The sequence below is a fragment of the Sporosarcina sp. G11-34 genome, from assembly GCF_026931025.1.
In genome coordinates this window covers 1-24,628 of record NZ_JAHNZW010000022.1, presented here as the reverse complement: position 1 = coordinate 24,628, position 24,628 = coordinate 1, and the positions used below count along the sequence as shown (strand labels likewise).

Annotated in this window: 25 protein-coding genes, 16 tRNA genes and 1 riboswitch; of the genes, 6 read left to right on the top strand and 35 right to left on the bottom strand. The window is 41.2% G+C overall.

Annotated features, from left to right (window positions below):
- Positions 1 to 12 precede the first annotated feature (12 nt).
- The 7 genes from crcB to KSU66_RS20020 all read right to left on the bottom strand — a co-directional run bounded on the left by crcB (position 13) and on the right by KSU66_RS20020 (position 5,154).
- Entirely contained in the window at positions 13 to 372 is a 360-nt protein-coding gene (gene crcB, locus KSU66_RS20050; protein WP_269053222.1) for a fluoride efflux transporter CrcB, read from the bottom strand.
- Positions 369 to 746 (bottom strand): fluoride efflux transporter FluC, encoded by a 378-nt coding sequence (locus KSU66_RS20045; protein ID WP_269053221.1) that lies wholly within the window; start codon positions 744 to 746, stop codon positions 369 to 371. The genes crcB and KSU66_RS20045 overlap by 4 nt, the downstream gene beginning before the upstream one ends.
- A 2-nt stretch (positions 747 to 748) precedes the next feature.
- Positions 749 to 2,908, bottom strand: coding sequence for an ATP-dependent helicase (locus tag KSU66_RS20040; RefSeq protein ID WP_269053220.1), 2,160 nt, complete (start codon positions 2,906 to 2,908; stop codon positions 749 to 751).
- A 224-nt stretch (positions 2,909 to 3,132) separates the two neighbouring features.
- Positions 3,133 to 3,387: a hypothetical protein gene (locus KSU66_RS20035; RefSeq protein WP_269053219.1), complete on the bottom strand. Its 255-nt coding sequence runs from the start codon at positions 3,385 to 3,387 to the stop codon at positions 3,133 to 3,135.
- A 188-nt stretch (positions 3,388 to 3,575) separates the two neighbouring features.
- Positions 3,576 to 3,761: a hypothetical protein gene (locus KSU66_RS20030; RefSeq protein ID WP_269053218.1), complete on the bottom strand. Its 186-nt coding sequence runs from the start codon at positions 3,759 to 3,761 to the stop codon at positions 3,576 to 3,578.
- A gap of 77 nt (positions 3,762 to 3,838) precedes the next feature.
- Positions 3,839 to 4,333, bottom strand: coding sequence for a cupin domain-containing protein (locus KSU66_RS20025; RefSeq protein WP_269053217.1), 495 nt, complete (start codon positions 4,331 to 4,333; stop codon positions 3,839 to 3,841).
- A gap of 32 nt (positions 4,334 to 4,365) precedes the next feature.
- Complete coding sequence (locus KSU66_RS20020) at positions 4,366 to 5,154, bottom strand: alpha/beta hydrolase (protein ID WP_269053216.1); 789 nt, start codon at positions 5,152 to 5,154, stop codon at positions 4,366 to 4,368.
- A gap of 116 nt (positions 5,155 to 5,270) precedes the next feature.
- On the opposite strand from KSU66_RS20020, the gene KSU66_RS20015 reads away from it, so the two are divergent.
- Positions 5,271 to 5,783 carry a gamma carbonic anhydrase gene (locus tag KSU66_RS20015; RefSeq protein ID WP_269053215.1) on the top strand — a complete coding sequence of 171 codons (513 nt, stop codon included), beginning with the start codon at positions 5,271 to 5,273 and terminating at the stop codon, positions 5,781 to 5,783.
- A 210-nt stretch (positions 5,784 to 5,993) separates the two neighbouring features.
- Here KSU66_RS20015 and metK read toward each other — a convergent pair whose 3' ends face one another.
- Positions 5,994 to 7,193, bottom strand: a complete 1,200-nt coding sequence (gene metK, locus KSU66_RS20010) for a methionine adenosyltransferase (protein WP_269053244.1) — start codon at positions 7,191 to 7,193, stop codon at positions 5,994 to 5,996.
- Positions 7,194 to 7,385: 192 nt separating this feature from the next.
- Positions 7,386 to 7,494: riboswitch (SAM riboswitch) on the bottom strand.
- A 183-nt stretch (positions 7,495 to 7,677) separates the two neighbouring features.
- Between metK and pckA the strand changes: the two genes are divergently transcribed.
- Positions 7,678 to 9,264, top strand: coding sequence for a phosphoenolpyruvate carboxykinase (ATP) (pckA, locus tag KSU66_RS20005; RefSeq protein ID WP_269053214.1), 1,587 nt, complete (start codon positions 7,678 to 7,680; stop codon positions 9,262 to 9,264).
- A 203-nt stretch (positions 9,265 to 9,467) separates the two neighbouring features.
- On the opposite strand, the gene KSU66_RS20000 is transcribed toward pckA, so the two are convergent.
- From KSU66_RS20000 to KSU66_RS19980, 5 genes are all read right to left on the bottom strand, one after another.
- On the bottom strand, positions 9,468 to 9,644 hold the full coding sequence (locus KSU66_RS20000; protein ID WP_269053213.1) for a hypothetical protein: 177 nt from the start codon (positions 9,642 to 9,644) through the stop codon (positions 9,468 to 9,470).
- 5 nt (positions 9,645 to 9,649) lie between these two features.
- Complete coding sequence (locus KSU66_RS19995) at positions 9,650 to 10,441, bottom strand: alpha/beta hydrolase family protein (protein WP_269053212.1); 792 nt, start codon at positions 10,439 to 10,441, stop codon at positions 9,650 to 9,652.
- Entirely contained in the window at positions 10,431 to 10,901 is a 471-nt protein-coding gene (locus KSU66_RS19990) for an NUDIX domain-containing protein (protein WP_329958867.1), read from the bottom strand. Before KSU66_RS19990 ends, KSU66_RS19995 begins: the two co-directional genes overlap by 11 nt.
- Before the next feature lie 37 nt (positions 10,902 to 10,938).
- A complete protein-coding gene (locus KSU66_RS19985; protein ID WP_269053211.1) occupies positions 10,939 to 11,247 on the bottom strand; it encodes a transposase in 309 nt (102 codons plus the stop codon).
- Positions 11,248 to 11,493: 246 nt separating this feature from the next.
- Entirely contained in the window at positions 11,494 to 11,943 is a 450-nt protein-coding gene (locus KSU66_RS19980) for a Dps family protein (RefSeq protein WP_269053210.1), read from the bottom strand.
- Between the two features lie 102 nt (positions 11,944 to 12,045).
- On the opposite strand from KSU66_RS19980, the gene yidD reads away from it, so the two are divergent.
- A complete protein-coding gene (gene yidD, locus KSU66_RS19975) occupies positions 12,046 to 12,267 on the top strand; it encodes a membrane protein insertion efficiency factor YidD (protein WP_269053209.1) in 222 nt (73 codons plus the stop codon).
- A 240-nt stretch (positions 12,268 to 12,507) separates the two neighbouring features.
- Complete coding sequence (locus KSU66_RS19970; RefSeq protein ID WP_269053208.1) at positions 12,508 to 13,473, top strand: metal ABC transporter solute-binding protein, Zn/Mn family; 966 nt, start codon at positions 12,508 to 12,510, stop codon at positions 13,471 to 13,473.
- Between the two features lie 34 nt (positions 13,474 to 13,507).
- Here KSU66_RS19970 and menC read toward each other — a convergent pair whose 3' ends face one another.
- From menC to KSU66_RS19940, 6 genes are all read right to left on the bottom strand, one after another.
- The gene (gene menC / locus KSU66_RS19965; protein WP_269053207.1) at positions 13,508 to 14,623 is read right to left on the bottom strand and encodes an o-succinylbenzoate synthase; all 1,116 of its coding nucleotides are present in this window, start codon (positions 14,621 to 14,623) and stop codon (positions 13,508 to 13,510) included.
- Positions 14,605 to 16,050, bottom strand: coding sequence for an o-succinylbenzoate--CoA ligase (locus KSU66_RS19960; protein ID WP_269053206.1), 1,446 nt, complete (start codon positions 16,048 to 16,050; stop codon positions 14,605 to 14,607). Before KSU66_RS19960 ends, menC begins: the two co-directional genes overlap by 19 nt.
- Positions 16,051 to 16,111: 61 nt before the next feature.
- Positions 16,112 to 16,930 carry a 1,4-dihydroxy-2-naphthoyl-CoA synthase gene (gene menB / locus KSU66_RS19955; protein ID WP_269053205.1) on the bottom strand — a complete coding sequence of 273 codons (819 nt, stop codon included), beginning with the start codon at positions 16,928 to 16,930 and terminating at the stop codon, positions 16,112 to 16,114.
- A gap of 4 nt (positions 16,931 to 16,934) precedes the next feature.
- Entirely contained in the window at positions 16,935 to 17,774 is an 840-nt protein-coding gene (gene menH / locus KSU66_RS19950) for a 2-succinyl-6-hydroxy-2,4-cyclohexadiene-1-carboxylate synthase (protein ID WP_269053204.1), read from the bottom strand.
- Positions 17,767 to 19,479: a 2-succinyl-5-enolpyruvyl-6-hydroxy-3-cyclohexene-1-carboxylic-acid synthase gene (menD, locus tag KSU66_RS19945; RefSeq protein WP_269053203.1), complete on the bottom strand. Its 1,713-nt coding sequence runs from the start codon at positions 19,477 to 19,479 to the stop codon at positions 17,767 to 17,769. The genes menH and menD overlap by 8 nt, the downstream gene beginning before the upstream one ends.
- Entirely contained in the window at positions 19,472 to 20,857 is a 1,386-nt protein-coding gene (locus KSU66_RS19940) for an isochorismate synthase (protein ID WP_269053202.1), read from the bottom strand. The genes menD and KSU66_RS19940 overlap by 8 nt, the downstream gene beginning before the upstream one ends.
- Positions 20,858 to 21,004: 147 nt before the next feature.
- Here KSU66_RS19940 and KSU66_RS19935 point away from each other — a divergent pair, with 147 nt between their 5' ends.
- Positions 21,005 to 21,916: a 1,4-dihydroxy-2-naphthoate polyprenyltransferase gene (locus tag KSU66_RS19935; RefSeq protein WP_269053201.1), complete on the top strand. Its 912-nt coding sequence runs from the start codon at positions 21,005 to 21,007 to the stop codon at positions 21,914 to 21,916.
- Positions 21,917 to 22,061: 145 nt separating this feature from the next.
- Entirely contained in the window at positions 22,062 to 22,649 is a 588-nt protein-coding gene (locus KSU66_RS19930) for a TraR/DksA C4-type zinc finger protein (RefSeq protein ID WP_269053200.1), read from the top strand.
- Between the two features lie 256 nt (positions 22,650 to 22,905).
- On the opposite strand, the gene KSU66_RS19925 is transcribed toward KSU66_RS19930, so the two are convergent.
- The 16 genes from KSU66_RS19925 to KSU66_RS19850 form a co-directional block, all read right to left on the bottom strand.
- A tRNA-Glu gene (locus tag KSU66_RS19925) sits at positions 22,906 to 22,977 on the bottom strand.
- Positions 22,978 to 22,984: 7 nt separating this feature from the next.
- Positions 22,985 to 23,075, bottom strand: a tRNA-Ser gene (locus tag KSU66_RS19920).
- Between the two features lie 6 nt (positions 23,076 to 23,081).
- Positions 23,082 to 23,156: transfer RNA gene (locus tag KSU66_RS19915), tRNA-Asn, on the bottom strand.
- Between the two features lie 4 nt (positions 23,157 to 23,160).
- Positions 23,161 to 23,234: transfer RNA gene (locus tag KSU66_RS19910), tRNA-Ile, on the bottom strand.
- Between the two features lie 6 nt (positions 23,235 to 23,240).
- A tRNA-Gly gene (locus tag KSU66_RS19905) sits at positions 23,241 to 23,314 on the bottom strand.
- Between the two features lie 7 nt (positions 23,315 to 23,321).
- Positions 23,322 to 23,397, bottom strand: a tRNA-Phe gene (locus KSU66_RS19900).
- Between the two features lie 24 nt (positions 23,398 to 23,421).
- A tRNA-Asp gene (locus KSU66_RS19895) sits at positions 23,422 to 23,497 on the bottom strand.
- Positions 23,498 to 23,501: 4 nt separating this feature from the next.
- A tRNA-Met gene (locus KSU66_RS19890) sits at positions 23,502 to 23,576 on the bottom strand.
- A 95-nt stretch (positions 23,577 to 23,671) separates the two neighbouring features.
- A tRNA-Met gene (locus tag KSU66_RS19885) sits at positions 23,672 to 23,746 on the bottom strand.
- Positions 23,747 to 23,854: 108 nt separating this feature from the next.
- Positions 23,855 to 23,947, bottom strand: a tRNA-Ser gene (locus KSU66_RS19880).
- Between the two features lie 17 nt (positions 23,948 to 23,964).
- A tRNA-Ile gene (locus tag KSU66_RS19875) sits at positions 23,965 to 24,041 on the bottom strand.
- A gap of 8 nt (positions 24,042 to 24,049) precedes the next feature.
- A tRNA-Met gene (locus KSU66_RS19870) sits at positions 24,050 to 24,123 on the bottom strand.
- A gap of 33 nt (positions 24,124 to 24,156) precedes the next feature.
- Positions 24,157 to 24,232 (bottom strand) — tRNA-Ala (locus KSU66_RS19865).
- A gap of 53 nt (positions 24,233 to 24,285) precedes the next feature.
- Positions 24,286 to 24,362: transfer RNA gene (locus KSU66_RS19860), tRNA-Pro, on the bottom strand.
- A gap of 25 nt (positions 24,363 to 24,387) precedes the next feature.
- Positions 24,388 to 24,464: transfer RNA gene (locus KSU66_RS19855), tRNA-Arg, on the bottom strand.
- A gap of 22 nt (positions 24,465 to 24,486) precedes the next feature.
- Positions 24,487 to 24,575: transfer RNA gene (locus tag KSU66_RS19850), tRNA-Leu, on the bottom strand.
- Positions 24,576 to 24,628 lie beyond the last annotated feature (53 nt).

The following is a 24,628-nucleotide window of genomic DNA, read 5'->3' as shown; positions in this document are numbered from 1 at the left end:
AAGCACACCAATTTATAAATATAAACCTAAATAATAACCAAACAGCGCCAAAATAATTCCACCACAATACGTCACAAGCACATACACAAGTGCCTTTTTCTTATGCCCATTCCGCCACAACTCAATAAGTTCTTTATTCAACGTAGAAAAAGTTGTCAGCGCACCCGCAAGACCCGATGCCAAAAAGAACGTCCACATCATTGACAAGTCCAATCCGAACACACAACCAATGAGAAATGCCCCGACAAGATTAACCGTCAATGTACCAACCGGAATACGCCCAGAACGGTTCATTCGCATTGAAACAAAATACCGAACGACAGCACCGAGAAATCCACCAAGTCCCACCATCGAAAGTTCCAGAAACGTCATACTGCCACCTTCTTACGACCAAAATAAAAGCCAAGTAAACCTGCACCAAGCCCAAATAGAATACTTAAGCCAACGTACGAAAGCGCCATTAAACTCTGCCCATTTTCAACAAGTAAAACCGTCTCCATACTCAAGGCCGAAAATGTTGTAAACGAACCAAGAAGGCCTGTTGTAATCGCATCTTGAACCGCTTTTTCCTTGCTTAACTTCTCAACCATTCCTGCCACAAGAAAGCATAAGAGAAACGTCCCGATGATATTAACCGTAAACGTTGCGATAGGAAAGCCCGCTTCATTGTGGATCATTTGGCCAATCGTCGTTCGCAATACCGCACCCAATGCACCAACCAATCCTATCCATAGAATCTTTTTCAAAGTTAAACCATCTCCAATAGACGCATAGTGAGCACAGTTTCAAGGTCAAGCTTTCTCATCATTTCACCAAATTGAATATGAATTTCTTTGCCTTCTCGTGATATGATTTCACCTTGCCCGAAGACACGATGTTTCACGGTCATACCAACCTTAATTTCGTCGCTGCTTCTAATACCATTTGGATTAATCGGAACGACTGCCTTCGTTGATGCCGAAACTTTTCCAGAATCAATTTGTGCCTTCAGTTCCTTTGGTTTCAGAAGTAGTCCCCGGACTTCATTCACAAAGCGCGAATCCTCTTTGTTCTTTCCATCATCGCTTCTATAAGAAAGCAATTCCAATCGTTCCTTGGCACGCGTGATGCCAACGTAAAAGAGCCTTCTCGCTTCTTCCATCAGCTCTTCGTTTTCTTCATCTTCTTCAGCTGGAATAATCCCTTGTTGAAGATCTATCATAAACACCCTTCTAAATTCCAATCCCTTTGCGCTATGGAATGTCGATAAGGTGACCGCGTTTTCGGGCGGATTGAATTTCGCATTTTGCACGGCCTCTTCCAATTCCTTCAACCGATTTGCGAATTCAACCATCGTCCGAAGTGGAGAAGCAATCCCTTCAAGCGTGTCGAGTATTTCAAGCAAATTATCAATACGGAATCCGAATTTTTCTGCTCGACTTTTTAGCGCAGCTTCATAACCAAGGTCATTACGTATTAATTGGATGACGCGCATTGGTCGCATCTCTGGAATGACTTCGTAGCCTTTTTTATAATCCATTAACTTTTTAATTTGACGGTCTTGCAAATCAACCGTTCGAATAAAGTCATCAAACACATTGCCCGTTGTTTGGCTGTTTTCAAATTTCGTCAGCATGGATCGCGAAATGAAAACATTCATTTTCATAATGATTTTCGCGAAAATATCTTTCCGTGTTGTATTAAAACTAAGTCTCATGAAATTCAATATATCCTCTACCACCCAATGGGTAAAGAACTTATCGTCCGCGTCTTTCATATAAAACGGAATGCCCCGTCTATGCAATTCACTCACGTACATTGTAGATGATGAATTATTTCGGAATAAAATCGCAACTTCACTTAATTCCTTCTCACCTAGCAATTCATACGTCACATATTCCAATTGACGTTTGGGATCATCCAACTGCTTCAGAACGATTGGTGTCGCAGCATCATTTTCCGTAAACATTTCTTTCGGATAACGCTTTTTATTTCGTTTAATAAACTTCGAAGCCGTGTCCACAATCTCTTTCGAAGAACGGTAATTCCGCTCCATCATCAACACTTCCGCCTCCGGATAAACCTTGCGGAATTCAAGTAAATAATCCGGTTCCGCCCCGCGCCATGTGTAGATCGATTGGTCATCGTCTGCGACAACGCAAAGATTTCCGTGATGCGCTACAAGATGCTCGACAATTTTATGTTGAACAAGCGATGTATCCTGACTTTCATCTGTTAATATATAATCGAATCTTGAACGAAATTGATCACTTAAATCTTCATCTACCCGCAGCGCTTCTTCTGCATAGATGAGCATATCGTCAAAGTCTAGAAGCAGATGGTGTGAATCACGCGTTTTAAGTTTTTCATACTTTTCTGCAATAAGCCCAGCCTTATCTATAGGACCCTTCAAGTCCGTCCATTCCTTCTTCGGAATCATTCTATTTTTGATAAAACTAATGAAAGTAGATAGCGATGAAAGCTCATCATCCGTACACTCATCCTTCAACACCTCTTTATAGATGCCTTTTAATAAAAATGATTTATTAACGGCTTGTCTACCTCTACCGCCACCTTCAATCAAGTCATACGTGATCCCTTGTTTTTCAAAATATGTACGTGTAATCATAAATGCCAAACTATGAATCGTCGAAAAATCAACGGGTTTACTCAACGGAAAGAATCGCTTGAATCGCTCCGACATGTCCCGGGCAGATACTCTGCTAAATGTAATCGCCTTAATACGTTTGGGATCCACTCGTTTTTCTTCTATCAAATAGCCAATTCTCATAATCATCGTCGTCGTTTTTCCGGAACCTGGACACGCCAAAACAAGCGTCGGTCCTTCTGTTTTTAATACTGCTTTCTTTTGCACATCATTTAAATCAATGCCTAGCTCTATCTTTTTTCGCTCAAAAAAATCAGTCATGTCTTGTGCTCCTTCAACTTACAGTCCCTCTAATTTATCATATACCATAAGAATAAACACTTTATTTACAGGTATTATTTAGTTTATGCAAACACTAAAAAACGCTGAACTTTTTAGGTTCAACGTTATATATATTCCTCATAATATCTTCTTAGGCAATGATAAAATCACGAATCCCCTTGATCACACAACTTCATTTTAGCGGTTGTAATTTTCAATGGTTTTTAATCTATATTTCTTTCTTCATGAATTTCGGGATCATAATCACTGTCCCCTTTTCGAATTTCTTCGATAACTTCCTTGTCATCGTTAAAGTCATGCCCTTCAACATCGTTTTCTACATCATCTTTAATTTCTCTTGCATCGTCGCGGACTTTCTCCATGGGTGTATCGTTTTTTTTTGGAATCTCCTCGTTATTGGTACAGCCAACGAGCAAAATACCTGCTAAAGCAAGTAGTGGTAGCGTTTTTTTCAACATGAGTAATTCCCTCCTTCCCTATAAATTCATATACGCTACTTTTACAGTAGGTGTTATAGGTTGGTCTGTAAAAAGGGATTCATCCATTCCATTTTGACCCTATTATTTTTAATGCCCTTCCAAATTAATAAAAAAGTGACAGTCAACCAAACGAATAAAACGCGTAAGGTGTCTGTCACTTTCATATTTTATTCTCCATTTTCAAGACGATCTTCGGTTAGGCCTCCGCGGTTTTTGCCGCCGCCCATATACTCAGTCGAAGCAACCTCGTTCGTCATTCGCTCTTCGTGAGAAAACTCCTCACCTTTCATCTTCGTTTGCTTAAGAACATCCAAGCTATTCTTAGGCTTTGATTTCTTTCTGTCTTTAGGCAATGTCATTCACTCCTTTGCTAATCAAAGATAGTGAAAGTATGCCCTAAATTCCAGAAAGCAATTCGTCAACCAGAATTTCAAAGACTCTTATAAGCTAACTTTTTAATAACCTTTTCATGTTGAGGATATGGAACAAGTAATTCTTCCTGCGTAAACAGCTCGAAATCTTCAAAATCAAAGCCAGGTGATACCATGCAACCAACAAGTGAAAAAGTACCGTTTTCGATTACCGATGAACCAAATATTGAGTTTTTTGGCACAATGACTTGTGGCATTTCCCCGTTTTCAATATTAAGGCCAACTTTCATTTCACGGTAACTTCCCTGCTCATCGATTATATGCACAAGTAACGGACTTCCCGCGTGATAATACCATACCTCATCTGATTTAAGACGATGAAAATGCGATACATCTTCTGACCCAAGAAGGAAATAAATATTTGTGAACAAACTTCTCTTAGTTCCAAATGCTTCAATTTCTTCTTCCGATGTAAAGCTACTCTTGTAATAACCGCCTTCTGGATGACGTTCAAGTTTTAGCTTATCTATATAATAGTTGGCGTCTTTATTCATTTTTAGAGGATTCCCCTATTTTTATTTTATTTTCAAACAATATAGCCAAGTGATCGTAACGCTCCGTGCATGAATGATTCCGTATACAAGTAAACTTCTTCTCGTTCTGGTTCTTGATATACGTCATGATACAGACGCTTCCACTCTTTGAATTGAAATTCCGTTAAGTTTTGATTGAGCAGCCACTTCTTTCCGTAGGAACTGTCTGTAATTTTATCATTTCCTGCGACATGAAGAAGGACGGGCGTATTTCGAATTGCACCTTGGTGTTGGCCCACCGTTTTCATAAAGTTTTGCAATTCCTTATACCAACCCGTTGTAATCATTGAACTATAATGTTTATCGGCACGCGATTCTATGTAACTTTCGTGATCTCGTGTTAATAATTCTGTGCTGATGTTATGGTCTACCTTCATAGATGAAGATAACTTCGAAAGCACCTTCGAATATTTTGATGGTTGATGATCCAAGTGTAACCAAGGTGAACTTAGAATGACTCCCGCACACAACACTTCCTCCGTTTGCAATATGCGCATAACAATCGTTGCACCCAATCCATGCCCCATAATAAATAATGGCAGCCCATCAAGTATTCCGATTTTTAGAAGCTCTTTTACGTACCCTATATATGAATCAAATTTTTCATCGTGAACGCTTGGAACTGCTTGCGATCCATGTCCTGGTAAATCCCCCATGACTACGTGAAAATTATTATTTCTTAATGTTTTAATTAGCCATGCATACCGGCTATGGTGCTCATATGCACTATGGACTATTGCAACTACTGCCTTTGGTTGCCCTTCAGCTTCCCATTTCCACATGAACGTTCCCCCTAGTTTTCAAAATGTTTTTTTTATATACTTCCCTTATTTATTCAATAAAAACATGATGTTTGGTACGATAATTATACACTACCTATAGAAAAGAGGAGAATGCTTTGATTTACCCATATAAAGGCAAATTACCAAAAATCGACCCTTCTGTTTTTATTGCTGATTATGCAACAATCACGGGAGATGTAACCATTGGTGCCCAATCTTCAATTTGGTTCAGTACAGTAATTCGAGGTGATGTGTCACCTGTTGTCATCGGTAAAAAAGTTAGCATTCAAGATTTAAGCTGTCTTCATCAAAGTCCACAGTTCCCACTCATTATTGAAGACGAGGTAACCGTTGGACACCAAGTGACATTACATAGTTGCACAGTAAGAAAAGGTGCGTTAATTGGTATGGGCTCGATCATTTTGGATGGTGCTGAAATCGGGGAGGGCGCATTCATCGGTGCCGGAAGTTTAGTTCCTCCGGGCAAGAAAATTCCACCAAATATGCTTGCGCTTGGATCCCCGGCGAAAGTTGTTCGAGAACTAAATGACGCAGACCGCGCGGACATGGAACGTGTCGTAAGTGATTACGCGGAAAAGGGAGCGTACTATAAAAGTATACAAAAGTAATATTGCAATTTTAACCAGTCGTTAGAATACTCTCATTTATCATACCACTATAATAAAAATTGCGACGATTTAATACAACAGTCTCCCTAAACGGACCATAAATTGGGTATCTAGCAGACTTAACAAGGAAGTATCCTGCGAATCGATAAAATCCCCGTATAAAAAAGGCGTTAGAAGAGGAGTATCATCCATCTTCCAACGCCTTTTTCATTATTTACTAACTAGGTTTTTCAGTTCTTCGGCTTTATCCGTTTGCTCCCATGGTAAATCGATGTCTGTACGACCGAAATGACCATAAGCTGCGGTTTGTTTATAAATCGGACGACGAAGGTCTAGCATTTTAATAATGCCAGCTGGACGAAGGTCAAATAACTCGCGAACAACTTCAACAAGTTTGCCTTCTGATACAGTCCCTGTCCCTAATGTATCTATCGAGATTGAAACAGGCTGTGCAACTCCAATCGCATAAGCAAGTTGAACTTCACAACTTTCTGCAAGTCCTGCAGCTACGATGTTTTTCGCAACATAACGCGCCGCGTATGAAGCAGAGCGATCTACTTTAGTTGGATCCTTACCAGAAAATGCACCACCGCCGTGGCGAGCATACCCGCCGTATGTATCGACAATAATTTTACGACCCGTTAATCCGGCATCTCCCTGTGGCCCACCAATAACGAAGCGGCCCGTTGGATTAATAAAGTATTTTGTCTCTGCATCGATTAAGTCTGCTGGTACAACCGGTCCAATTACATGTTCCTTAATATCACGTTGAATTTCTTCAAGTGTTACTTCGGGATTGTGTTGGGTTGAAATAACGATTGTATCAATACGCTTCGGCTTATTATTTTCATCATATTCGACAGTTACTTGTGTTTTACCATCTGGACGTAAATATGACAATATGCCTTCTTTTCGTACCTTAGCAAGCCTCTGTGAAAGCCTATGTGACATACTAATCGGAAGTGGCATAAGTTCCGGTGTTTCATTACACGCATAACCAAACATTAAACCTTGGTCTCCTGCTCCGATTGATTCAATATCTTCATCAGACATCGAACCCTCTCTTGCCTCAAGCGCATTGTCAACTCCAGCAGCGATATCTGCCGATTGTTCATCAATTGCAGTTAATACTGCAGATGTTTCCCAATCAAAGCCAAATTTCGCATTAGTATAACCTATTTCTTTTACAGTTTCTCGAACTACTTTTGGAATATCCACATATGTAGAAGTAGTAATTTCTCCTGCAACGAGCACGAGTCCTGTCGTTATCGTTGTTTCACATGCGACACGTGCATTTGGATCCTCTTCTAAAATTGCATCCAGAATGGCATCAGAAATTTGGTCACACATCTTATCTGGATGTCCCTCTGTTACTGATTCCGACGTGAAAAGACGACGGTTTGTCATTATATTTCCTCCTTATATCCTACGAGATTGATACGGTACTCATTTTCCCATGTCACTTCCTACCGCATATTGCACCGGCAGGGATTCGTAACCAATTCGAGCTTTGTACACGAGGACAAAGGGCGTGCATATAAAAAAAGCCCCTCGCTCACGTAAAACACATGAGGAAAGGCGTGATTACAAAAGTACCCTTCACTCTTATCATCCAAGGAGTTTCACCTTGCATCAGGTTTGGCACCTTTGCGGTTTAATGCAGGTTGCCGGGTTTCATAGGGACTGCCCCTCCACCAGCTCGGGATAAGAGTATCCGTTCAATATATTATTTTACGAATAAAATCATCAAAAGTCAAATTTTTTCATCTATAATAGGTTGCACTTCTATCAAGTATAGTTTATTATTTTAAATGTGTTATACTAATTAATGAATGTGATGACTAACAGCCAAAATTAACCTAAAGGCTAACTAAAAAAGGACGGTGCATAAACTATGATTTCAGCGAAAATTAGTGACGAGCTAAACAATCTACTTTCTGGCGGAAACGTGAGCAATCAACTTTCAGTAGCAAGTCTTGTTGAAAAAGCCACATCTCGGGGAGAAGCGATGCTAACTGCTGACGGAGCAGTGGTTGCTCAAACTGGGAAATATACAGGTCGTTCTCCGAAAGATCGATATATCGTGGAAGAGGCTTCTTCCAAGGATAAAATCGACTGGGGTAATGTAAACCGTCCAATTTCTTCAGAGATTTATGATTCCTTATACGAAAAAGTTATTGATCACTTAAAAGCTAAAGACGAAATCTTTGTTTTCAAAGGTTTCGCAGGTGCAGAACACGATTCCCGTCTTTCAATCCAAGTTGTGAATGAGTACGCATGGCATAATCTTTTTGTCCACCAATTATTCATTCGACCAACAAAGGAAGAGCTAGAGGCGCACGAATCTCAATTCACAATTGTTTCAGCTCCAACTTTTAAAGCAGATCCAGAAGTTGATGGAACTGAATCTGAAACTTTCATTATTGTTAACCTTGAAAAACGAATTATTCTAATTGGTGGTACTGAATACGCAGGAGAAATGAAAAAATCGATCTTCTCGATTATGAACTACTTGCTACCTGAAAACGATATCCTTCCTATGCATTGTTCTGCAAACGTTGGTGATGATGGCGATGTTGCATTATTCTTCGGTCTATCCGGTACAGGTAAAACAACGCTTTCTGCGGATTCAAACCGTAAACTAATTGGTGATGATGAACACGGTTGGTCAGATAATGGCGTCTTCAATATCGAAGGTGGCTGCTACGCTAAGTGTATCAATTTGTCGGAGGAAAAAGAGCCTGAAATATTTGGTGCCATTGGCTTCGGTTCTGTTTTAGAGAACGTTGTTATTGACCTTGATTCTCGTATTCCTGATTATGATGATGGTTCATTAACTGAAAATACACGTGCGGCTTACCCTATCCAGGCTATTGACAATATTGTCGATCCATCTGTTGCTGGTAACCCGAAAACAATTGTATTTCTTACAGCGGACGCATTCGGCGTGTTACCTCCTATCTCAAAATTGACGAAGGAACAAGCAATGTACCACTTCCTAAGCGGTTTCACTTCGAAACTAGCGGGAACTGAGCGCGGCATTACATCTCCAGAAGCTACGTTCTCAACTTGCTTTGGTTCGCCATTCCTTCCACTTCATGCGACTGTTTATGCTGAAATGCTCGGAAAGAAAATCGACGAGCACGATGCACAAGTCTTCCTTGTTAACACAGGATGGACTGGCGGCGTTTATGGTGTTGGAAGTCGTATGGACTTAAAATATACACGTGCCATGGTGCGTGCAGCAATTGCTGGTAAACTTAATGATGTTGAAACTGAAGTTAACGAAGTGTTCGGACTAGAAATGCCAGTAGCTATCGAAGGTGTTCCAACAGAAGTGTTGAATCCACGAAACGCATGGGCTGATGGTGTTGCTTACGATAAAAAAGCAAACGAACTTGCTGATTTATTCCGTTCAAACTTTAAAAAGTTCGGTACTGTCTCTGAAGAAATTACTCTTAAGGGCGGTCCAACTGCATAATATATCAAAAGGTATTCCATTCATTATGGGATACCTTTTGTTTTTAATGTAAATAATACTTTAAAGAAAGAGTGTTAATTATTATCGAACCCATGAATTTGCTGTGTTCATTTAAATTGTTATCACTTTTGAATTGAGAGTCGACGCTTTGCTAAATAATTCAATATAAAAAGGCCAACGGATATCTATTTCCTTTTGGCCTTTTATGCTCGGATTTCAGCGTCTATGTTCGATTTGGCGATGTTATTGCTCGGTTCTCGGCGTGTTATGCTCGCTTTGGCGGTGTTATTGCTCGGATCACGGCGTGCTATGCTCGGATCTAAAAAGTTATGCTCATTTAACCACTTCATATCACTGCGCAACACAAATTTGCTCTTCATACAACTTATTTCCCCTGCCGCCTCATCCAATCACCTAAATCACGAACGATTTCCATATTCTTGGCTGGCGGAATATAATGTGTGTACTCAGGAAAATACCATGTTTCGTATTTCTTATCATACCGTTGAAGCGCATTTTCAAGTAAGACAGCCTGTTCAAAAGAAACATGTTCATCTTGCTTGCCGTGGATAATAAGTACGGATGAATTAAATTCATTAATTCGAAATAAGGCTGTGCGTTCACGGTATGCATCTGGATTATTATTCGGCGTTCCTCCAATGACACGCCGCATCATGCGACGCATATCTTGTCGCTCATGATATGTAAAGACTACATCAGAAACGCCTGCCCATGTAACGACGGATGTAATATCATCCCGCAGAATAGCAGTCCAAAGCGCCATAATGCCACCACGTGAAAATGCAAATAGATGAATTCGGTCAGTTATGATTTTCTTGCTTTGTTTCAATACGTCCACTGCATTTACCGCATCTTGCCGATCAGGTCCCGCAAACTCATCCCTACCTTCCCCACCACGATTTCCGCGGTAATAAGGTGCAAAGACGACGAAGCCGTTTGATGCTAATTGCGCGATGCGCGACGGACGAACCATTCCAATATGTTGCATGCCGCCTCGTAAGTAAATAATCCCCTCGTACTTCCCATCCGCAATTGGTTCAGCAAGTAATCCTTTCACTTTCAAACCGTCCGACCAATAAGTAATTTCTTCGAGTCGCACTTGCGGATTAGGCGACGGATAAATGCGGCTTCTTTCAATGGCTCCATCACTTTTCATATGCCGACACCCACTTTCGAATCTCGGTCATTCCCGCATCTTTCATATAAAAACTTAACTCTTCGCAATGATCCAACTCACTATCGGTCAGCCAATGGGCTCCTTCGGTTTCGTGCAGAAGAGGATTTTCAACAATATGACCTACATCTGCGGTAAATACGGCTTTGCAAAATGGTTGATCAGTTTGAACAACGTATTCGGCAAATTTTACAAGGTTTCTTATTGTTACACCTGTCTCCTCGAAAACTTCTCGAACGACCGCTTCTTCAATCGTTTCTCCATCTTCAGCCTTGCCACCAGGAAATTCTACTCCGCGAATCGAATGTTTTGTCAGTAACCATTTACCTTTATACTTTATCACCGCAAGCACGTGCCTTGCGGGCATTCCAAATCGGTTTTCACCAAATGTTAACTCGACACGCGCCCCATTTAAATCCTCGAAAGTTAAAATAACAAACACGTCCTTTCATTCAGTGTAGCGAACGAAAGCGTTCATTTCAACGGAAATACGGGAGTTCTTCAATAAATCGCTTCGATTCGGTGTCGGTAAATTCGTGAATTAGTGCATAGACCTTCTGCGTTCGCAAATCGATTTCATGATTATCCCGATCATTATGATAAGGAATAAACGGAAGATGAGCCCTTAAAAAGTTTCGCCATTCAAGTTCTTCTGTTTGCTTAAATAATCCGTTGAATATTTTAACATACTCCTGTGGGACTTCGACTTCATATTCCCACAAGGAATCTTCAGGGCGAGAATATACCTTCTGATTCACAACCGAAACGTACATTTTATGTTTACTCATCTAAAACCATCCTTTTATTTTTTAGTATGGTTTAAGAAGACAAAAAACATGCATCCCATTTTACCGGGATGCATGTTTTCAAGTGCTAGGATTTTACGACAATCGAAGCACCTTTATGAGGATGGCCTGCTTTAGATTGTAATCTTCTAATTTTACTTGCCATAATGAAATTCATATCGCACATTATATCGATAGTTGCGCGAAACTTTTTAATAAATTAAATGGTTTTCCTATAACTATTATGAATTAGTTATTTTCTTCACCAAGAAACGCATTCAGCATCCACTGGTGTTTCTCGATACTTTGATAAATCGCATTCAATAAATCTTCCGTCATGTCATCGTCTTCTTTTGCAGCTTCAGTCATGCCTTTTTTCAGCGATGCCATAATCTTATCGAAATCACTGACGATAGTCGATACCATTTTATCTGATTTTTCATTTCCAGCAGCTTCTTCTACAACAGATTGCTCTAAATGTTCCTTCATTGTTGCTACCGGATCTCCACCAAGCGTTAAAATACGCTCCGCAATTTCATCCATGTGCGCAGTGGCCTCATCATATAATTCTTCAAACTTTGTATGCAATGTAAAAAACTGATGCCCTTTAACATACCAATGATAATTGTGTAGTTTTGTATACATAACCGACCAAGTTGAAACCTGTACGTTCATTTCTTTAATAAGTGCTGTTGACATAAAAAAACATCTCCTTAATTTTTTATAGAATCGTCCTACTATTAATTTACCACTAAAACCAATATACTAAACATCAACCAGTATTTATTAGGGAGAACTCAAATGAAAACAATACTAAAATCGATAATAAAAATATATCAAAAAGTAATTTCACCGTTAACACCACCATCATGTCGGTTTTATCCCACATGTTCGCATTATGGCCTGGAAGCAATTGAAACACACGGAGCCGCAAAGGGTTCATGGCTAGCGGTTCGTCGCATTTCAAAATGTCATCCTTTTCATGAAGGTGGATTCGATCCCGTTCCTGATAAAAAAGAATGACCTTTTAATTGTATTTTAAACCCGGTTCAGCTTTAGCGCTGGACCTTTTTTTTTTCGTGAATCAAATAAGACACCAACCAATTTAGTGCAATTAGAAAGAGAAGTCTAAATTTTACTAATTTAACTTTATTATTTAATACAAATTATATAGTTGCTTATTTTTCTTCAGTCTTGTATGATAAAAAAGAAATTAAGTTAAACCGTAATCATTACTGTTTAGGAACAGGAGCGAATCTCCCTATGAATAAGAAGCTACTTCTTACTTTATCATTAATAATAATTTTACTACTTTCCGCTTGTAGCGACAAAGAATCAAAAAATGAGCCGACTGCTGAAGATCGGTTATCTATTTTTACAACTGTCTATCCACTTCAGTACTTTACAGAACGTATTGGCGGGGACGCTGTCGATGTACAAACAATCTATCCACCTGGTGCCGACGAACATACCTTTGATCCTACGCAAAAAGATATGATTAGTCTTGCAGATTCCGACTTATTTTTCTATATTGGACTTGGACTTGAAGGTTTTGTAGAAAATGCAGAAAAAACAATGAAGAACGAACATGTGAAAATGATTGCGACGGCCGATGCGATAACCGAAGATATGCTTGGCGCTGGACATGATCATGACCATGACCACGAGGATCACGAGGATGAAGAAGAAAATCACCACAGTACGTTGGATCCCCATGTCTGGATATCTCCAGTGTTGAGTGATGCACTTGCCTATTCTATTAAAGAAGCACTTATCGAAGCAGCACCCGACAAAAAAGCTGATTTCGAGAAAAACTTCGAAGAATTACGCGATGACTTACTCGATCTTGACCGTAAATTTATAGACATGGCTGAAAATGCACCGACAAAAACATTTTTCGTTTCACATGCAGCCTTTGGTTATATTGCCGATACTTACGGACTTGAGCAAATCGCAATCGCTGGTATGAATTCACAAAGCGAACCTTCACAGAAACAACTTGCGTCCCTAGTTGAAGAAGCGAAGAAAAATGATGTGAAATATATACTGTTCGAACAAAATGTCACGTCAAAAATTACGGGCGTTGTGCAAAAAGAAGTGGGAGCGGAATCACTCATGCTTCATAACCTTGGTGTTCTAACCACTGAAGACATTAAAAATGAAGAAGATTATTTTTCTTTAATGGAATATAATATTCGCACGCTTGAGAAAGCGCTGAGCGGAAAATAAGCAAGAGCTGTCCTGAGTTAATCGGACAGCTCTTTCAACTTTTTCCTTTATAACGCTCTATTGTATACTTTCTCAAGACTTCTTCGTTTAAATTCACACCAATTCCAGGAAGTTTTGAAAGTTGTATGCCGCCACTTTCAATAACGACAGCCGGCTCCACTGGCTCTTCATACCAGAAGTGGTTCGATGCACTAAAATCGCCTGGTAACGACAGTTGTGAAATCGAAGCCAGCGCCAAGTTATGTGCCTTCGACACACCGAATTCAATCATTCCACCAATCCAAATTGGCAAATCATACTTCACAGCAACGTCGACAATTCTTAACGACTCGGTTGTTCCTCCGACACGCCCTGGTTTCAAGACGATAATTGAACCGGCTCCACTACTTGCCAGATGCTCCGCATCCCAAACTGAACGAATGCTTTCATCAAGCGCAATTGGCGTACTCATCAAGCGAGATGCCTCGATGTGATGATTCCAGTCATCTTCCTTAAAAGGTTGTTCGATTAACGATAAGCCAACCTGGTCAAATTCCAATAACGCATTTAGTCCTAATCGAGTGAATATCCCATTGCCATCTGCAAAAAAGAGCATTTCGGAAAAAGCGTCCACTAATTTTTTTAATTTCATTGGTTTCATATGCTCGTCAATCTTCAACTTTACGCGTTTATAACCGGCTACTTGTGCAGTCTGAACGGCATTGAATAGTTCTTGATCTACGCCGCCTGTCAATACAACGCCCGCGTCAATTTGTTTTTTTGTCCCGCCAAGCAGTTCCCACAACGGCATTTCTTTTTTCCGTGCATATAAATCCCACGCGGCTTGATCAAGACATGCTTTCGCCATACGGTTTCCTTTTACATGTGAAAACAATCCACTTAGCTTTGATGGATGGCTAACCGTTTTATTAAGCACAGCTGGGATTAGCCAGTTAACGAGCGCATCCCAACACGTTTGGACCGTTTCTTCTGTATACCAAGGTGAAGTGAACGCAACACATTCCCCCAGGCCAATTACGCCGTCTTCATCAATCAGTTCAACGAAAATACTTTCCCTTTCAACTACCGTTTGGAGATGGGTTGAAAATGGCTTCCTCAGTGGAACAGCAACGCGGTGCAAACGAATATCTTTTATGATAAATCCGCCCATTCCCTCAACTCCCGACGTAATAACTTATTTGAGGCATTGCGTGGCAACTTGTTTACAATACGGAATTCTGCCGGCACTTTATAACGCGCCAACCGCTCTTCACAATACAACCTCAAGTCCTCTACTCTTACCTGTTCAGACGCAACAACAAACGCAATGGGAACGCTCCCCCATAGTGCACTATCCTTACCACAAACACCTACTTCACGTATATGAGGATGCGCAGCAAGCACATTTTCAATTTCAGCAGGATAAATATTTTCTCCGCCTGAAATAATCAAATCTGAACGCCGATCGACGATATACAAATAGCCTTCGTCGTCGAAATAACCGATATCACCCGTTGGAAGCCAGTCGTCCACAAGTGGATTTTGGTCAGAGAATCGTCCAATATATCCTGATGTAACGTGTGGCCCACGAATATAGACTTCTCCGTTTTCGTTTGGCTGTTGTGCTCCATTAATTTTTATTTGATTAAAAAATAACGGTTTTCCCGCAGAGCCTATTTTCCGCATTGCATCTGCTGCAGACAGAGTCGCGGTTTGCGAACTTGTTTCAGTCATGCCATATGTTTGGAGAACGGGTAGTTTACATCGACTTGCCCGTTCCAAGTAATCAATCGGAACTGGACCACCACCAGCTAACATCGTTTTAAATGACGGATGAGCAACCGTTCCATTCTGTTCAAATTCACGTAGGATATTGTCCAAAGTAACAGATACGACTGATATACGCGTTACTGCACCGTTTTGAATGTCATTTGTGACTTTCACTGCATCAAACTTATCATAAAGCCGTACTTCCATCCCGTAGATCACCGACCGCACAAGAATTGAAAACCCACTTATATGAAACAACGGCATTGTGCACAGCCAAACATCATTTTCATCAAGACCTAAATTCAAGACTGAAGACAGCGCACTCGACGTATGATTATTTGCGGTTTGCCGAACACCTTTTGGAAAACCCGTTGTCCCTGATGTGTACATAATCGTTATCGTCTGATCCAGTTCCCACGTATCTTCAACGTCAAACGACTTTTCCTCACTTTCTCCAATTGACGAAAAAGTGAGTTTACGAATAGATGACTCTTTTATAAGTCCTGCCAAATCATCTGATACGATGACGGCAACCGCATCCGAATCCTCAATTTGCCACTTGAGTTCTTTCTCCGTCAAACGGCTATTCAACATGACCACTTCTACCCCGAGAAGCATACACGCATGAATGATAAAGACCATCTTTTCATTGGACGGACCAAGCAGCGCTATACGATTCCCACTAACCAAGCCGTTTGTATGTAACTTTTGAGCAAGCAATTTCGCTTCCCCCACTAGCTGTTGAAATGTCCACTGCTCTTCTTTAAATGTTAAGGCAATTTTTTCAGGCGTTAAATATGCGCGTTGTACAAGCCAGTTTGGTATCAATTAACTCACCTTTCATTCAGAAAAAGCTGCCCTTTTATAGGCAGCTTTTTGTAAGATAAATTTACGGAAAACGTGGGAATTGACCAAAGTCCGGTTTGCGTTTTTCTTTAAATGCATCGCGGCCTTCTTTCGCTTCATCCGTTGTGTAGTATAGAAGTGTCGCATCGCCAGCCAATTGTTGCAGTCCAGCAAGACCATCTGTATCAGCGTTCATAGCTGCCTTAACGAAGCGAAGTGCTGTCGGGCTCATAGAGAGCATCTCTTCACACCATTGGACCGTTTCGTCTTCCAATTGCTCGTAAGGTACAACTGTATTCACTAGGCCCATATCCAACGCTTCTTGTGCGTTGTATTGGCGGCATAGGAACCAAATTTCACGCGCTTTTTTGTGACCAATTATACGTGCAAGATATCCTGAACCATATCCAGCGTCGAATGAACCAACTTTTGGTCCAGTTTGTCCAAATACAGCGTTATCCGCAGCAATTGTTAAATCACAAACAACATGAAGAACATGTCCGCCGCCGATTGCAAAACCTGCTACCATTGCAACAACTGGTTTCGGAATCACACGAATAAGTCGTTGTAGATCGAGTACGTTAAGACGTGGAATTTCATCGTCTCCAACATATCCACCGTGTCCGCGAACGCTTTGGTCTCCACCTGAACAGAATGCTTTTTCGCCTTCACCTGTAAGAACAATAACACCGATATTTACATCATCTCGTGCACGTGAAAATGCATCGATTAATTCTGTAACTGTTTTCGGACGGAATGCGTTGCGCACTTCCGGGCGGTTAATCGTAATTTTAGCAATCCCGCTAAACTGTTCATATTTAATGTCCTCGTATGTACGTAAGGTTTCCCATTGACGTGTCATTAAATTACCTCCTCAAATTAAGTACCTGTGTAACATGCTCCTTTACCATTGTAGCAAATAAAGTCGGTTTTTCCACATGTATTGCATGACCCGTATCTTTTATCGTCCGATGTTTCGCCAAAGGTAAATATTTCATCATTTCCTGGGCAATATTAACGAACTTCGTGTCGATTTCCCCGGTAATTAGTAAAATTGGTATATTTATCGTCTGAAGCTTATCCCAATAAGATGGCTGAGTTCCAGTACCAATACCAATCAAGCTATTTGCAAGGCCCGTGACATTTTGACTCAATCGCTCTTCTCGAACAGCGCTTTGGACTTCTGCAGATAACCTCTTTTGAGAATTAAACAGAGCGATATTTTCCCAAAACTCAACAAAAAGTGGTATTCCCTCTCGTCTAATTCTATCTGAAAGTTTATTATCCGCTATTTGTCGTTCAAGTCTTTCTGATTCATCCTTAATTCCTGGGGATGAACTTTCTAGTATCAGCGACGTCACACGGGTTGGATAGCGATACGTATAAGCTAGCGCAATTCGCCCGCCCATTGAGTAGCCGACAAGTGTGAAGCTTGTTAGTTGTAGCTTATCAAACAAAGCCTCGAGATCAGTAATTTGTTCTGCCATTGAATATCTACTTGGCTCATTCGGTACAGTCGTTTTCCCGTGTCCTGTTAAATCGACAGTAACGGTCTTATATTCTCCTTCAAGCATATCAACGAGACCCAGCCAAGTCGCTGTACTTCCCGTAAAGCCATGCAAAAAAACAATAACCGGCAACGAATTGCTACCACTACTTCTTACATGTATCCCTTGTCCCCGTACTTGAATGATCTTTTCATTCATTCGCGTCGAGTCTTTTCACAATTTCATTCCACAGCGCTCGGTGAGCTTTGACATTCACAGTTCGATCCGTAAACACTTCGATAATCCGTACATGTTGCACTTTCTCTTTTGCCAGCTCTACTTCAAAATCTTCTAATGTTTCAATCGCTTTATACTGCGCGCCGTACATGGCCGAAATATGTTCAAATGTTAACCCTGTCGGCGTACCAAAGAGTTCCTCGAAATGTGGACCTGATTCAGCTTGTGGAAGATAGGAAAATATTCCCCCGCCGTCATTGTTCATGATGACAATCGTTAAATCCGTGTCATGAAATCTTGAGATGAGCAGCCCATTGACGTCATGGAGAAATGATAAATCACCAATTAACAACCAAGTAGGTCGTTGCCGCGCTGCTTGAATTCCAAAAGCAGTGGACACAACACCATCAATCCCGTTCGTTCCACGGTTCGCAAATATCGTAATATCTTTGGCCGTACTCCCAAAATATGTATCTACATCACGAATCGGCATGCTGCTCCCGCTAATTATGTCAGAACCATCTGGTAAGTGACGGAATAACATTTGCGCATAGGCGCCCTCGTCTCCAGCTACCTTAGTAATTTCTTCAGTTACTTCAGACGCCACATCATTAGCTTCAATCCATTTTATTGCGTAAGGAGTTTGTTCTTTATCCACAACTAGCTCCAGAATTGCTTCTACAGGGGATTGAATATGATGAGTAACGACACCAAGTGGATCTCGAAATTCTGGCGACTCGTCAATAGCGATTACTGTTCCCGGTCTCACCCTTCTCAGATAAAGAGACAACGGTTTAGATACAGGTTGTGCCCCAAAACGAATAACGGTATCTGGAACTACACTTTCTGCAAAGCGTTCACTTTTCAAGAGTGCGTCGTAACGGTCAATACAAAGCGGTAAACATTGCTCGGGTACCTGAGAACGAAGATTGGACAGTGAATCGCATAAAACAGGCCACTGCAACGCTTCGGCAAACTTCCAAAATGACTCGTTATTTACGCCTACTGGTAATTCTCCAGCGATAATAAAGCCTTTTTCGGTATCTTTCACGATATCTGTCAGGAATTTTGCCGTCGATTCATCCAATGTGCTAGTCGACTTAAAATGCTTTTTGAACGTCCTCGTTGGAACCGCCAAATCGAAATCTATAAGAAGTGGCTCTCTAAAAGGTACGTTCAAATGGATTGGCCCGACTGGAGCCGTCAAAGCGACCGACACAGCTCTCTGTGTTTGGCGTTCAATGTAATCCTCAACATCCCTGTTATCTTCTGCAAGCGGGAAATCGACACTATATTTCACATGATTTCCATAAAGCTGAATTTGATCAATCGCTTGCGGTGCGCCGACTTCCCTTAATTCATGAGGTCTGTCAGCCGTTATAACAATTAATGGAATACGAGCATAATGTGCTTCTGTTACCGCGGGAAAGTAATTCGATGCAGCAGTTCCAGATGTACAAAGAAGAACAACTGGTTCGCTGGATGCTTTGGCTAATCCTAGCGCAAAATAGCCCGCTGAACGTTCGTCAACTTGCATATACACGTCGAGTTCCTTTGTAGATGCAAATGAATAAGCAAGTGGGGTCGAACGTGATCCCGGGCTAATAACAACCTTCTTAACACCTGCATTCATTAGTGAGCCTGTCATACGTCGCACATAATCTGTTAGATATTGTTTATTAGCCATTCAACTTTCCTCCAAGCGCACGTAATACCGGTCTAAATTTCACCCAAGTTTCTTCATATTCTTTTTCTGCCTGCGAATCCGCTACAATACCTCCACCTGCATACAGATAGGCTTGATCCCCATCGAGTAAGGCAGACCGTATCGCAACCGCAAACTCTCCGTTCCCTTCAGTATCTGTCCAACCAATGGGTGCGGCGTAATAGCCACGGTCCATTTGTTCCTGCTCTCGAATGATTTCCATAGATTTATTCGTCGGAACTCCGCCAAGTGCTGGCGTTGGATGTAGCGCAGCAACCAAACTAAATATATCCGTTTGCTGTTCAATATTTCCTTCAATAGGAGTAAATAAATGCTGAATGTCACGGATTTTCATTAATTTTGGTTCGCTTGGCATCGTCACATGCGTACAATAATCATTAAATACTTCGGAAATCATCTTAACGACGTAATCATGCTCTGCTAGGTTTTTAATATCAGTCAATAGCTCTGTTCCTAGTTCACGGTCTTCTACAGCCGTTTTACCCCGCTCAATCGATCCTGCGACACACGCTGAATACGCTCGTCCATTAGATATTTCAATGAGTCGTTCCGGTGTTGCACCGAAAAATAGCTGACCATCTTTTTGCAACCCGAAATGATAACTTTCTTGTTGTTCATTGGAAATATGATGAAGTGCTGCAACACTAGAAACTTCTTCTTTAAAGTTCATTTTCACGGAACGCGCTATCACTACTTTATCTGCATCCCCGTTTTTAATTTGTGTTGTCACATTTTCAACAGCTTCTACATACTGGGGCTTCGCAATTTCGACTAATGAATCCACAGTTGGTTTTACAGACGGTTCGAATTCATTCACTTGTGCAATATGAATTAGTCGATCTCTTTCCTCACGAAGTTGTTCAAATTCCTCTGTGGCATCCCCGCTTGTATTGATTAGGTTAATCGATATGTAAGTTTGTCCCCCTTCACTTGTTAATTGAAATGAAGGTACGAAGAAATAAGCCGAGGGAAATGCGTCCCACTCAGAATCCTTCACACTTTTCGGATCAAATGAAAAGCCACCAAAGAGTACAGGTGCACGGTCTCTCTTTTCCTTAATTAATGCAGCTCGCAATTCGTTCCATTGTGTTGAAATATCTAAAAAGCGGTCTTTGTTACCTTCGCTCGTTAACACCGCTGCATGTCCAATTCCGACGAGTGTCAGTGTTTGATTAGCATTTTGCCAATAAAAATGTTGATCCTTATAATAAGTATTTCCAGCTTCTAAAAATGCAAGTGGCGAAATTCGACCAACTTCTATAGTTTCCGTAAAAAATCGTAAATCATTTACCCCTTCGTTAGTTGGTATATGACGGGTAGTTGTAATTTTTCGATTCATTTTCATCCCTCTTTATACGATCATAATAAAATCTCATACCTCTATTCTATCACACCACCTCATACTTAATAAGCAAGGAGCATACCCAGAACCTACTTTTTGGAGTATAATAAATAAGGTTAACTAAATAATAAGGAGAGAATACGATTGCAACAAACTATAAAAGCCGATACTGGTTGGCGAATTTGGTGGCAACTCACAAGACCTCATACGTTAACAGCTGCTTTCGCGCCTGTTTTTCTCGGTACCATGATTGCCTTAACATATGGCAAAATACACTTCCCTTTATTCTTTGCCATGCTCACTGCCAGTATTTTTATCCAAATGGCCACGAATATGTTTAATGAGTATTATGATTTTAAAAGAGGACTCGATACTGAAAAGTCCGTTGGTATTGGCGGAGCTATTGTACGTAATGGTGTCAAACCAAAAACCGTCTTAAATCTCGCTTTTCTTTTATACGGAATTTCAGTTCTTATCGGAATATACATATGTATGGAAACTTCCTGGTTACTTGCTTTAGTTGGTGTCGTTTCAATGCTTATTGGCTACTTCTATACAGGTGGACCATATCCAATTGCTTACACGCCATTCGGGGAATTAGTATCCGGTGTTGTTATGGGGATGTTCCTTATCCTAATCGCCTTTTATATTCAGACTGGAACGGTTACCACCGAGGCTGTCATGCTCTCAGTACCTAGTATGCTCCTTGTCGCTGCAATTATGATGGCTAACAACATCCGCGACCTTGAAGGCGATAAGAAGAGCGGTAGAAAGACCCTGGCGATTCTTACAGGACGTCCGAGTGCAATTACTATCCTGATGTCGTTCTTCATCATTTCATACGGCTGGATTATCGCACTCGTCATTTTTACAAGCCTTTCACCATGGGCTTTACTCATTTTCTTAAGTATTCCAAAACCAATGGCTGCAATAGCTATATTCAGAAATAATCTTCAACCATTACAAGTCGCCCCCGCAATGAAAGATACCGCAATCACAAACACATTGTTCGGTTTATTATTGGGAATCGGTATCCTTATTGGACATCTGTTTTAATAAAAATAAAAACTGTCTAATCTCCTGGCTTCACTCAGGATATTAGACAGTTTTTTTCATACATAAATATTTTTTGATTAATTGAACGAAGATGACCATACTACATTTAAATATGAAATGGATGTGTATTTATATGATAAATGACATGCAGAAATCTACTTTAAAGGAAGCATTACTTGAAATGAAAGATCAATCAAAGACACTTGAGGATGAAACCTATCCAAAAAAGGGAATTAAGGAAACATCTGGTGAGCTTTCAATGTACGATAACCATCCCGCAGATATGGGAACCGCACTGTTTGACAGAGAAAAGGATTTGGCACTACATGAGCATGCTGAATCCGAACTCGGAAAGGTTAATGACGCTTTAGCGGCAATGGAAGAAGGGACTTACGGCAAGTGTAAAGTATGCAAACAAGACATCTCTTTCGAACGACTGGAAGCTGTCCCATATACGACCTTATGTATCGAACACGCCAAAGAAGAAGAACAATCTGTTAAGGAAGACGCAACAGTAAACTCAGTGAAGAATCCCTTTGAAAGTACGATGGATGGCCGAGCCCTTGATTATGAGAACAGTTTCAAAGAGGTCGCAGAGTTCGGTACATCTGACAGCCCATCCGACTTTACAGATAGCGAAAATCCAACTTATTCAGATAAAAATGATGACGACACTTCATATATTGATAAAATCGTTGGAAACAGCATTACTGATATTCCAAACGAGTCTTAACCCATTAGTAATATAATGAACAATAAAAAAACTGTTTCACTTACTGTATAAAACCCAGTAAATGAAACAGTTTTTTATTGATACTTCACGGTAATTACTTTACTATTAAAACTAATTTTTGATAAGAGATACAGAAAAGGTCTATCCGGTAAGTATACCAGATAGACCTTTATGGATAGCTATTTTCAACACAAAGTTCGTGTTGATAAACCTCTGTGGATAGGTCTTTTCGACAAATTCATCGAAAATCCTTTAATGACCCCTACGGGATTCGAACCCGTGATACCGCCGTGAAAGGGCGGTGTCTTAACCGCTTGACCAAGGGGCCAAAATTATGGCGGAGAAGGAGGGATTCGAACCCTCGCACCGCTTACGCGATCTATGCCCTTAGCAGGGGCACCTCTTGAGCCGCTTGAGTACTTCCCCATAATATGGCTCCGCAGGTAGGATTCGAACCTACGACCGATCGGTTAACAGCCGATTGCTCTACCACTGAGCTACTGCGGAATAGTGGGCCTAAGTGGACTCGAACCACCGACCTCACGCTTATCAGGCGTGCGCTCTAACCAGCTGAGCTATAGGCCCTAAAATTGGAGCGAGTGAAGGGAATCGAACCCTCATCATCAGCTTGGAAGGCTGAGGTTTGACCATTAAACTACACTCGCATAAAAATGGTGGCTCAGGACGGAATCGAACCGCCGACACAAGGATTTTCAGTCCTTTGCTCTACCGACTGAGCTACTGAGCCAATAAATATATCACTTCTTTAAAATGGCGGTCCCGACGGGAATCGAACCCGCGATCTCCTGCGTGACAGGCAGGCATGTTAACCGCTACACCACGGGACCTTTTTGGTTGCGGGGACAGGATTTGAACCTGTGACCTTCGGATTATGAGCCCGACGAGCTACCACTGCTCCACCCCGCGACAATATTATTATAATAGTTACTATGTGTATTAAATTTACTTATTTTGATAAACGGTATAAATAATACTATGTAAGACTTACTAACGTTTAAAATTGGTTGCGGGGACAGGATTTGAACCTGTGACCTTCGGATTATGAGCCCGACGAGCTACCACTGCTCCACCCCGCGATAATAGTATAGTTAACTTTATAAACATTACTTTAATTACATTTTCCATCTAAACCTAAGTAATAGAATGTTTCTTTAAAACACGAAGTTCGTGTTTTAAAAAAATAATGGAGGAGGAAGAGGGATTCGAACCCCCGCGGGTTTTGACACCCCTGTCGGTTTTCAAGACCGATCCCTTCAGCCAGGCTTGGGTATTCCTCCAGAAACTTCAAAAGAAATGGTGGACCTTGCAGGACTCGAACCTGCGACCGGACGGTTATGAGCCGTCTGCTCTGACCAACTGAGCTAAAGGTCCTTTGAAGATGGCGGCAGAGGGAGTCGAACCCCCGACCTTACGGGTATGAACCGGACGCTCTAGCCAGCTGAGCTACGCCGCCAAGATATAAAAAATACTTTTAAAACAAAACTAATGGTGGAGCCTAGCGGGATCGAACCGCTGACCTCCTGCGTGCAAGGCAGGCGCTCTCCCAGCTGAGCTAAGGCCCCTTAATAGGGTATTAGATGTTTGTTTAAGCGAAATACCAGCTTAAAAAACTTAATGGTCGGGAAAACAGGATTCGAACCTGCGACCCCTTGGTCCCAAACCAAGTGCTCTACCAAGCTGAGCTATTTCCCGAGAATTATAATGTTTTTCAAAAAAATGGTGCGCCCGGCAGGAGTCGAACCTACAACTTCTTGATTCGTAGTCAAGTGCTCTATCCAATTGAACTACGGGCGCTTATATTTGTACATGTAAAAAATGGTACCGAGAACCGGAATCGAACCGGTACGGTAGTCACCTACCGCAGGATTTTAAGTCCTGTGCGTCTGCCAGTTCCGCCACCCCGGCAAATAAATGGAGCGGAAGACGGGATTCGAACCCGCGACCCCGACCTTGGCAAG